The sequence below is a fragment of the Paraburkholderia sp. UCT31 genome (assembly GCF_014397655.1).
Taxonomy (GTDB): domain Bacteria; phylum Pseudomonadota; class Gammaproteobacteria; order Burkholderiales; family Burkholderiaceae; genus Paraburkholderia; species Paraburkholderia tuberum.
Genome location: NZ_VZQP01000118.1, coordinates 1 through 9,306 on the forward strand (window position 1 = coordinate 1; position 9,306 = coordinate 9,306).

8 protein-coding genes and 1 pseudogene are annotated in these 9,306 nt (G+C 62.3%); 4 read left to right on the top strand and 5 right to left on the bottom strand.

Annotated elements, in window-relative coordinates; translation table 11 throughout:
* Positions 1-260: 260 nt before the first annotated feature.
* Positions 261-1,427, bottom strand: a complete 1,167-nt coding sequence (locus tag F6X40_RS40405) for a mandelate racemase/muconate lactonizing enzyme family protein (RefSeq protein ID WP_187631737.1) — start codon at positions 1,425-1,427, stop codon at positions 261-263.
* Between the two features lie 179 nt (positions 1,428-1,606).
* Here F6X40_RS40405 and F6X40_RS40410 point away from each other — a divergent pair, with 179 nt between their 5' ends.
* Entirely contained in the window at positions 1,607-2,503 is an 897-nt protein-coding gene (locus F6X40_RS40410; RefSeq protein ID WP_409340040.1) for a LysR substrate-binding domain-containing protein, read from the top strand.
* A gap of 15 nt (positions 2,504-2,518) precedes the next feature.
* Positions 2,519-2,683 (top strand): annotated as a pseudogene (locus F6X40_RS40415) (chemotaxis protein); the annotation flags it as partial.
* A 114-nt stretch (positions 2,684-2,797) separates the two neighbouring features.
* Here F6X40_RS40415 and F6X40_RS40420 read toward each other — a convergent pair.
* From F6X40_RS40420 to F6X40_RS40430, 3 genes are all read right to left on the bottom strand, one after another.
* Positions 2,798-3,643, bottom strand: a complete 846-nt coding sequence (locus F6X40_RS40420) for a GNAT family N-acetyltransferase (protein WP_187631738.1) — start codon at positions 3,641-3,643, stop codon at positions 2,798-2,800.
* A gap of 33 nt (positions 3,644-3,676) precedes the next feature.
* Positions 3,677-4,006, bottom strand: coding sequence for a hypothetical protein (locus F6X40_RS40425; protein WP_187631739.1), 330 nt, complete (start codon positions 4,004-4,006; stop codon positions 3,677-3,679).
* 68 nt (positions 4,007-4,074) lie between these two features.
* The gene (locus F6X40_RS40430) at positions 4,075-5,382 is read right to left on the bottom strand and encodes a tryptophan leader peptide (protein WP_187631740.1); all 1,308 of its coding nucleotides are present in this window, start codon (positions 5,380-5,382) and stop codon (positions 4,075-4,077) included.
* A 414-nt stretch (positions 5,383-5,796) separates the two neighbouring features.
* Here F6X40_RS40430 and F6X40_RS40435 point away from each other — a divergent pair, with 414 nt between their 5' ends.
* Together F6X40_RS40435 and F6X40_RS40440 are read left to right on the top strand one after the other, a co-directional pair.
* Positions 5,797-6,282 (top strand): adenosine-specific kinase, encoded by a 486-nt coding sequence (locus F6X40_RS40435; RefSeq protein ID WP_018422486.1) that lies wholly within the window; start codon positions 5,797-5,799, stop codon positions 6,280-6,282.
* Positions 6,283-6,333: 51 nt separating this feature from the next.
* Entirely contained in the window at positions 6,334-7,236 is a 903-nt protein-coding gene (locus F6X40_RS40440; protein WP_187631741.1) for an ATP adenylyltransferase family protein, read from the top strand.
* A 42-nt stretch (positions 7,237-7,278) separates the two neighbouring features.
* Here F6X40_RS40440 and F6X40_RS40445 read toward each other — a convergent pair whose 3' ends face one another.
* Positions 7,279-8,931, bottom strand: coding sequence for an FAD-dependent oxidoreductase (locus tag F6X40_RS40445; protein WP_187631742.1), 1,653 nt, complete (start codon positions 8,929-8,931; stop codon positions 7,279-7,281).
* Positions 8,932-9,306: the final 375 nt, after the last annotated feature.

The following is a 9,306-nucleotide window of genomic DNA, read 5'->3' on the forward strand; positions in this document are numbered from 1 at the left end:
CTTACCCTTACTGGTCGTTTTGACACCGCCACTTTGGCACTCTGATGCCGTCGGGTATAGCGAGGGCTCCGCCGTTCCTACTGCCTCTCCTATCCGACGCGGGAGGGAGGCGTCCATACCATCTCCTGTGCACGGCGTCTTCAAAGGGAAAATGCGGCCCTCCCACGCAGCAGCGTGGAAAGGCCGCATTGAGCCGGCTTCGTTCCGTCTTTATATGAGCCATTCAACCGGGAATACTGGTCGGTGCCGTTGCGCACGCGTTATTCAGCCAACTTGCGCATCTCGGCGATGAGGTCGGATTTGCCTTCGAAGCCGATGCCGGGCAGCGCCGGCATCGTGATATATCCGTTCTCGACGCGAACGCCGTCGGGGAAGCCGCCGTATGGCTGGAACAGGTCCGGGTACGATTCGTTGCCGCCAAGTCCGAGGCCCGCCGCGATGTTCAGCGACATCTGGTGCCCGCCGTGGGGAATACAACGGCTGCGCGACCAGCCATGCTGATGCAGCATGTCGAGCGTTCGCAGATATTCAACGAGGCCGTAGCTCAACGCGCAATCGAATTGCAGCCAGTCGCGATCGGGGCGCATGCCGCCGTAGCGGATCAGGTTGCGAGCATCCTGCATCGAGAACAGGTTTTCGCCAGTTGCCATCGGCTTGTCATAGTAGTTGCGCAGCGTCGCCTGCAACTCGAAGTCGAGCGGGTCGCCCGCCTCTTCGTACCAGAACAGGTCGTACTGCGACAGGGCCTTCGCATACCTGATCGCCGTATCGAGGTCGAAGCGGCCATTGGCATCGACCGCGAGCTTCTGGCCGTCCTGCAGCACGCTGAGGATCGAGTCGATGCGTCGCAGGTCTTCGTCGAGCGAGGCACCGCCGATTTTCTTCTTCACGACCGTGTAGCCCCGGTCGATGTAGCTGCGCATCTCATCCTTGAGCTTTTCGTGGTCCTGGCCCGGATAGTAGTAGCCGCCCGCCGCGTAGACGAAGATCTTGCGGTTGGCCTCGCCATTGCCGTACCGTTGCGCGAGGAGCTGAAACAGCGGTTTGCCCGCGATTTTCGCCACCGCGTCCCAGACGGCCATGTCGATCGTGCCGATGGCGACGGACCGCTCACCGTGGCCACCGGGCTTCTCGTTGATGAACATCGTCGCCCAGATCTTGTGGGGATCGAGGTTGTCGCCGGAGTCGTCGACCAGCGAGGCAGGGGCGGCCTCGAGCAGGCGCGGAATGAAGCGCTCGCGCATCAGCTTGCCCTGGCCGTAACGGCCGTTCGAGTTGAAGCCGTAGCCGATCACCGGCTTGCCGTCGCGAACGACGTCCGTGACGACCGCGACGAGACTCGAGGTCATTTTGCTGAAGTCGATGTAGGCGTTCCGGATCGGGGAACTGATCGGAACGGTTTTTTCGCGGATTTCAACGATTCTCACGCCACTGTCTCCAGAGATTTGAACAGTTATTGAGCCACACCGGCTTCAATGTGTTGCATAGCTTAGCCGCGAAAGAGCTTGCTAGAATTCACTTACGTTCATTACATATTTCACCAAAAGTGAGTACTGCTCCCGCATCCGACTTTGAGTTCTTCATTCTCCTGGCGAAACTCAGGAGCATGTCCGGCGCCGCCCGGGCGCTCGATCTGAGTCCGCCAGCGGCGACCAAGCGGCTGGGGATCATCGAGCAGCGGCTCGGCGCGCGTCTGGTCAACCGGACCACGCGCAGCGTCAGCCTGACACCCGAGGGCGAGACCTATCTGCGCTACGCGTCCCAGATCGTCGGGCAGGTCCGCGAGATGGAGGAGGCCATATCCGGCGCCAGACGCGATCCGCATGGGCCGTTGCGCATCAACGCGACGCTCGGTTTTGGCAGGACGACCATCGCGCCGCTCGTCTCCGACTTTGCAAAGCGTTTTCCGAATGTCGAAGTTCAGTTCGAGGTGACAGACCGGCCGGTCGATCTCGTCGAAGGGGCCTTCGACATGGCGATACGGTTCGGCGAGCTACCCGACAGTCGCCTGAGCGCGAGGCGCATCATGAGCAATCGCCGCTTTCTTTGCGCGTCCCCGAAATATCTGGAACGTTCTGGAACGCCCGAGCGGGTGGAGGACCTGCACCAGCATCGCTGCATCATTCATCGGCAGAACGATGACGCTTATGGCGTGTGGCGCTACATCGTGAACGACCACATCGAGGCGATCAAGGTGAAAGGCGCGCTATCGAGCAATGACGGCGACATTGTCCTTCGGTGGGCGCTCGACGGTCATGGGATTCTGATTCGCTCTGAATGGGATCTGGCCAAGTATGTACAGAGCGGGCGCCTTAAGCTGGTGTTGCCGAATACCGTGCTGCCGTCCGCGGACCTGTTCGTCTATTACCCCAGGCAGCGCAATCAGACCGCGCGGGCGCGCGCCTTCATCGACTTCCTCGTCGATCATTTTCACGCACCGTTCACACCGGTCGACGCCACCGTCGAAGTTCCGGAAAGGAAGAAGAGGGTCTCGCGAAAGTGACGTTCATTCGCGAGGACAGCGCTCGTGAAAAACCGCCGCAAGAATGGCGACCATTACCGGGTATGCGCGAACGTCACACCGGTGATTGAAGGCGGCAAGACCGTCGGCTATCTGAGCGTTCGTACCAAGCCTTCGCGAGACGAAGTGAAGCTTGCCGAGTCGACCTACGCACAGATGCGTGAGTCGTCGCTTACGGTCGCTCGATGATCGTTCCCTTTCGGGGCGGACCGCCCGAATCGTAGTGGAGGTCTAGCGCATCACCGCCGGTTTTTTCCAGCGGCTCGATCTTTGCAGTCAACCTAGTTCGAACGAACTCACCCCGAACACGCGTTGCACGGGAATGGCCGGCGGGGCGCGAGTGTACATTCGCGCCGTTTCGAACGCGCTAACCATGCCGTAGCGTTCAGCGAGCGCTACGGCGGCCGCGTTGACCTCCGGGACGTCGAACGCGATGACTTCGCCTGCGACGCTCGCGACCAGTCCGTCGAACAGATCGTTGGCGATCCGTGCGTCGTCGGCAAAGAGCGGACCGATCTTGTAGCCGGTCCCGCAACGGCGCAGCACGCCGTACCCCCTTATCTGAGCGTTGCGCACATCCGCCAGGGCCAGCGCCTGTGGTTGCGCGATCCAGTCCGCCAGGAAGCGGGGACGGGCGGTCGAAAAACATGCGCTGTCGTAGGCAACCAGTTGCGCGAAGGGGACCTCCCGCGCGTTCGTCAGGTTTGGCGTCGACGCAGCTTGCACGACGCCCTGGAAGCGGATGTTGCGATAGGCGAGCTGGAAGCCGGATTTTTGATAGTTCTGCTGCTGGGCAACGACACCATCGAGGCCGACCGTACGATCTCCCAGATAGCGCATCGCGTGCTGCCAGGTGCGCAGACCGAAACCCCTGGCGCGAAACGCCGGCTTGACGATGTAGAGGCCAATGAAACCGAAGCGCTCATCGTAGGCGACTGCCGAGATACATGCCACCGGCTCCCCACGCCAGGTACCGACGAAAAAGCCATTGGGGTCTGCATTCCAGAAGCACCTCGCGTCGTCGAGGCCCGGATTCCACCCCTCTGCCGCAGCCCATTCGACCGCCAGATCGACCTCGCGGAACGCCATGTTGCGCACAAGGAAATCGTCACGATCATCCATGATCAAATGCATCAACGTGATTGGCTACAACGTCTACGCAGGTGTGAAGACGACAGCGCCATGCTCGGCAACTTGCGCGAAGGTCCGAGCGAAGCGGTAGGCCTGTCCTTCAATGACCAACTGGTTGAATCCTGACCGCGTGGTCTCCAGAAGCGCGTGGACCAGCTTGTTCGGAATGGCCGCGCAGCTTGTCCAGTCCGCGTCTGGCTCGCCAGGATCACCAAGGTAGACTTCGCAATTTTCGCCTTGAGAGAGCACAAAAATCAGGCTCTTTCCTTTGTCTAGCGAAAGCTCCAGGTACTCTGAAAGCGTAGATACCGCCTCGGTCGCTACATCGAGCGGGTCGCGAGAGGAAGAGTTCATAAGTGGCCTTTTGTGGGTCGGGCGTGGCATCCAAATAGGTAACAAGACATGGCACACCTCGAAGACGATCAGACCGGCAACTGGCCGGGCGCACCATCCAGAATGCGAAGCTTGTCGTCGATGTCGGGAAGCTGATGGCCAGCCGCGCGAAGCTCGTTGACAAGCCGATGCGCAGTTGCACAACACTGCGCAAGCGTCTCATGCAGTCGCGGTTCGCCCCGCAGACCGGTCACCACCTTTTCCAGCTCGGAAGGGGGCTCGCTTAGCAGGGCGGGAACCACCTCTTCCGGCGGGATCAGCGACCCGTGGCTCAAAAGCTGGGCCGTCCACTCGCATCCATACAGCAGCGTCCGTCGCTCAGCCCGTTTCGCTTCTTCCTGCTCCAGAGTCGCGAGACTGTGCCGGTTCTTGTGAATCGAAGCGCGCCAGGTCGCAAGTATGTCGGCGCGCAACGCTGCAATTGCATTGCCGAGCGACGTGCTCTGTCCGCCAACGACGAGCCGGCGTTCGTCGAGCCTGTCGACGTGGTCCCGGTATCCTTCGAGGAAGGGCTGCCAGTTCAAGGGCAATTCGGTCGTCTCGGAGAACGACCGGCTAGTCTCATTGAGCTCGGTCCTGATGTCCTCGATGGCCCGAGCGTCCGCAAGCCGTGCCTCATAGACCTCGTGAGCCGTCACCATCTGGCGATGAAGGGCGAAAAGGGGATTCTTGTGGCGGCGTTGCAGGTGTCGCTCGGCGGCGCCGGGATGAGCGCTCCATCTCCAGTTGGGCAGCGATTTCGCGTCGAAGTCGACCGCGTCTATCATGGGCCGGAATACCGCCAGCCCCTCTTCGGTTGCATGCTGAAAGCAGTCGGCCAGTTTGAAGTCGTTGCCTTGCAGGTCGGTGCCTTCGTTCCCGGCGTAAGGCGAGTCCGGTGCGAGCCTGAGGAAAGCAGTAGCGAGGAAAAACTCCATGGGTAGCTCGACGGACAGACCCTCCAGTCGGAAGGTGCGCTGTTGAGCGGAAAGGTCCTCGACAGAATGCGCGAGGCGGTTTTCGAGGTCGAGGAGCGAGTCGATCTTGTCGCCGGACGACGGTTGCATCGCGTCGGCGAGCAGGCACAAAGACTCACGCACCATTTTTGCCGCGATCGTGCCGTGCTTCTCGGCGAAAAGCCACAACCAGAGGGCAAGCTGATACCCCCGGACTCCGTTTCGCGCGAGCGTTTCGACTTCGGGCGCAAAAGTAATTCCAGGCGCGGCCCAGTTCGCAAACGGCGGCGAGTCGCTGCCCAGGTACATATCCAGAAGCTGCTTCAACGACTCATGCGTGCCGCTCGGCCAGCTTCGCGTCTCGTCGTACCGCTTCTCGGTCTTCCAAAGTTTCCAGGCCATCGTGAACCTCGCAAGAGTGTGCGGGATGCGGCTTGGTGAAGATACTTGCACACTCGGTCGGGGGCGTAAACCGGCGGTTGACCTTGTTGACCCGGAGAGGTCGCCGCGGTGCGATGGGAGTTTAAAGCGGGTCAAAACGCTATGAGGATGAATCGGCTTTTGGTCGATCAGTGCCGCCATAAGTCAGGCTTTCTCTGCCTGCTCGATCCTGGACCGGCGCGACCCGGAAGCGGTGTCCGGGCGCATTCGAATCCCGCGGCTCGTGGTCGGTCGAGGTTTCGCTCACGCGCGGTTAGTACTAGGCTAGAAGCCGGATCGACGAAGACCGGCTGACGCGCGAACCATCCACGGTCGCGTTGGCCCGTGTTCGACGTGTTTTCATCGGCGTGTTGCCGCAATGGAGCGAGGTCCACCATGCAATTGTCCGCCGTCAAGGTCGTCAAGCCCGAAGCGACCAACTTCATTCTCGGGCAAAGCCACTTCATCAAATCTGTCGAGGATATTCACGAGGCGATGGTCGGCACGGTGCCCGGCATCAAGTTCGGTCTCGCGTTTTGCGAGGCTTCCGGCAAGCGCCTCGTGCGGCGCTCCGGCACCGACGAAAGCCTCGTCGAAATGGCATGCCAGAACGCAACCAACGTCGGCGCGGGCCATAGCTTCTTCGTGTTTCTGGGCGACGGCTTTTTCCCCGTCAACGTGCTGAACACGATCAAGGCCGTGCCGGAGGTCTGCCGCATCTTCTGCGCAACGGCGAATCCCGTCGAAGTGCTGATCGCTGAAACAGATCAGGGGCGAGGCATCGTCGGCGTGGTCGATGGTTTTTCGCCTGTCGGCACGGAAAGCGCGGAGGACATTCAATGGCGCAAGGATCTTTTGCGCACGATAGGCTACAAGCTGTAGCGGCTGCGCGTTCACCCGCTTCACGCGCGCCGCCACGCCTGCCGACATCCTATGGAACGACAACGACGCCTGATTCCGGGCACGCTGTGGCCCGCCATTGTGCGACAGACCGGACATGCGCTGAGCTGCGGCGCGCTGCGACCGATCGACACGCAACAGTCCGTGATCGACAGCGGCGGCATCCGCTTTCTCGTGCGTCAGGTGTCGAGCCTGACGCGCAAGGAACAGCAACGCGAGCAAGCGCGAAAGCTGCAGACGGCAAAGCACCCTCAGGCGAACCCATTTCTTCCCTATGAGCCGGATCTGTTCGTCGCCGACATCTCCGATACTCACCTCGCGTTGCTGAACAAGTTCAACGTGATCGATCATCATCTGCTGATCGTCACGCGCGAATTCGAACCGCAGGAAGCGCTGCTCGATCTTGCCGATTTCGAAGCGCTGCTCGCGTGCATGGCCGAATTCGACGGCATCGGCTTTTACAACGCCGGCACGCAGGCGGGCGCGAGCCAGCCGCACAAGCACCTGCAGATCGTGCCGCTGCCGCTCGGGGAAGCCGATCCGTCCGTGCCTGTCGAGCCCTTGCTCGGTGCGGAGAACGGCTTGCCGGATCTGCCGTTTCGGCATGCGTTCGCACGCTTTCACGCCGATGATCTGGCTCGCGCGGATGCGCCGAAGCTGGCGCTTTCCCGCTATCGCACGCTGCTCGACGCGGCGGATATCGGCGCGCTCGAAATCGACCGTGCCGGCTGTCATGCGACGCCCTACAACCTGCTGGTCACGCGGCGCTGGATGTTGCTCGTGCCGAGATCGCAAGAGCGAGTCGAAGGCGTGTCGGTCAACGCGCTCGGCTTTGCGGGTTCGCTGTTCGTGCGCGATGCGGCTCAACTGGATGTGATCGAAAGGCTCGGCCCGATGACGGTATTGGAACGCGTCGCGCTGCCTGCGAATACATAGCGGCCGCGCAACCCGACCGCGCAGCAGACTCACGCGACGAACTCAAGCTCTGTCAGACTGCAAATACCTGTGCGCGAAAGCAATCGCCATGCTGCCCTCGCCGACGGCCGAAGCGACGCGCTTCACAGGACTCAGTCTCACGTCTCCGCACGCGAACACGCCAGCCACGCTGGATTCGAGCAGAGAAGGATCGCGCTGATGCGACCAGCGTCCGGCCTTGACGACGTCATCGCCGGTCAGAACGTAGCCGCGCACATCGCGCGCGATTTCGGGCGGCAGCCACTCCGTCTGCGCATCCGCTCCGATGAAGACGAACAGACCGCCGCAGTCGTGTCGGCTCACTGTGTCGCTCGTCGAATCGCGAACGGTGATGGCCGTCAGATGCGTATCGCCATGCGCGCCGATGACTTCCGAGCGCAGCCGCACCGCGACATTCGATTTGCCCGCTAGCTGTTCGACGAGATAGCGCGACATGCCCTTTTCGAGCGAATCGCCGCGCACGACGAGCGTCACGCTGCGCGCATGATTGGCGAAGTACAACGCCGCCTGGCCGGCCGAATTGCCGCCGCCGATCAGATGGACATCGAGGCCGTGCGTCGCGCTCGCTTCGCTGCGCGCCGCGCCGTAGTAAATCCCCTTGCCGATAAAGCGGTCGAAGCCGTCGATCGCAAGCCGCCGCCACGTGACGCCCGTCGCGAGAATGATGGTTCGAGCGTGCACGGCGTCGCCGCCATCGAGATGAATCCGCCGCGCCTGCACATCGATGCGCTCGACCGAGCGCGTCACGAGGATCTCCGCGCCGAGCCGCCGTGCCTGTTGCAGCGCGCGGCTCGCGAGTTCGTCGCCGGAAACACCATTGGGAAAGCCGAGATAATTTTCGATGCGCGAGGACGTGCCCGCCTGTCCGCCCGGCGCCTCGCGCTCCAGCACCAGCGTGCGCAGACCTTCCGACGCGCCGTATACCGCGGCAGCCAGCCCCGCGGGGCCGCCGCCGATGATCGCCGTGTCGTATCCGGCCAGACGCGGCTGCGTCTGGAGGCCGAGCAGTCCCGCAAGCTCGCGGGTCGCGGGCCGCCTCAGCACCGTGCCGTCGACGAGGCGCAACGCGGGGCACTCGCCTTGCGTCGGACACGTGCCAGGCCAGCGCGCGGCCAATTCGGGCGCATCCGGCGCCAGCCAGTCGACGCTGATCTGATTGCGCGCGAGGAACTGACGCAGCAGCGTGCACGCATTGTCCCAACGGTTGCCGACGATCGTCACACGCGCCTTCGGCGGCTCGGCGGAAAGGCTTTGCAGCCCGCCGATGCGTTCGCGCGCGAGCGCGCCCATCTTGAACGCCACGTCGGGCGACGCCGCCGCGAGCGCATAGTATTGCGGCGCGTCGACCCGCATCACGCGCGACGGCTCGGCCGCTCGATACGCGCCCGGAAACGGTGAGCTCAGCGCGAGCGGCACTTCGCCGAAGATCGTGCCGGGCAGACGCCAGCCCAAGGTTCGCTCGATGCCGTCGAACGTCTTGATGACTTCCATCTTGCCCGACAGCACGGCGTATAACGCGCGCTCGCCGCCTTCATGGACCGCGAACTCGCCCGCGCATAGATGCAGGTCGGCGCACGCGTGCACGAGGATTTCCAGTTCGCTGTCGGGGAGGGTCGAGAACAGCGGCACGGCGCGGATGTCGTCGATCGTCAGCATGGCTTGATTTTCCGTTCTGTCAGGCAGATGACGCAACGCGCGGTCGACCGGGTTTCAGCGGCGTCATGTCGGACGATTGGACTCGCGCAAACGGATGTGCAGACAAGGCGCGAAGTCAGCAACCGCACCGACCCAGTATAGGATTTTCAGATCGCGATGCAGACGATCGAGCCATGGGTGCGCTTTCGAAAGACCTAAGCTGGATGAACGGCCGCGATATGAATGCCGTATTTCGTCGCTGCCATGCAACTAGGGTCTGTTTACATATGGAACGCACGTGCGTTGCCGCGAGAAGGGCCGCTCGCAAGGATTGCGACGCCGCGAATACTCGACGTATTCGCAAGGAGCATGACGCAGCGAGCGGCCCTTCTCGCG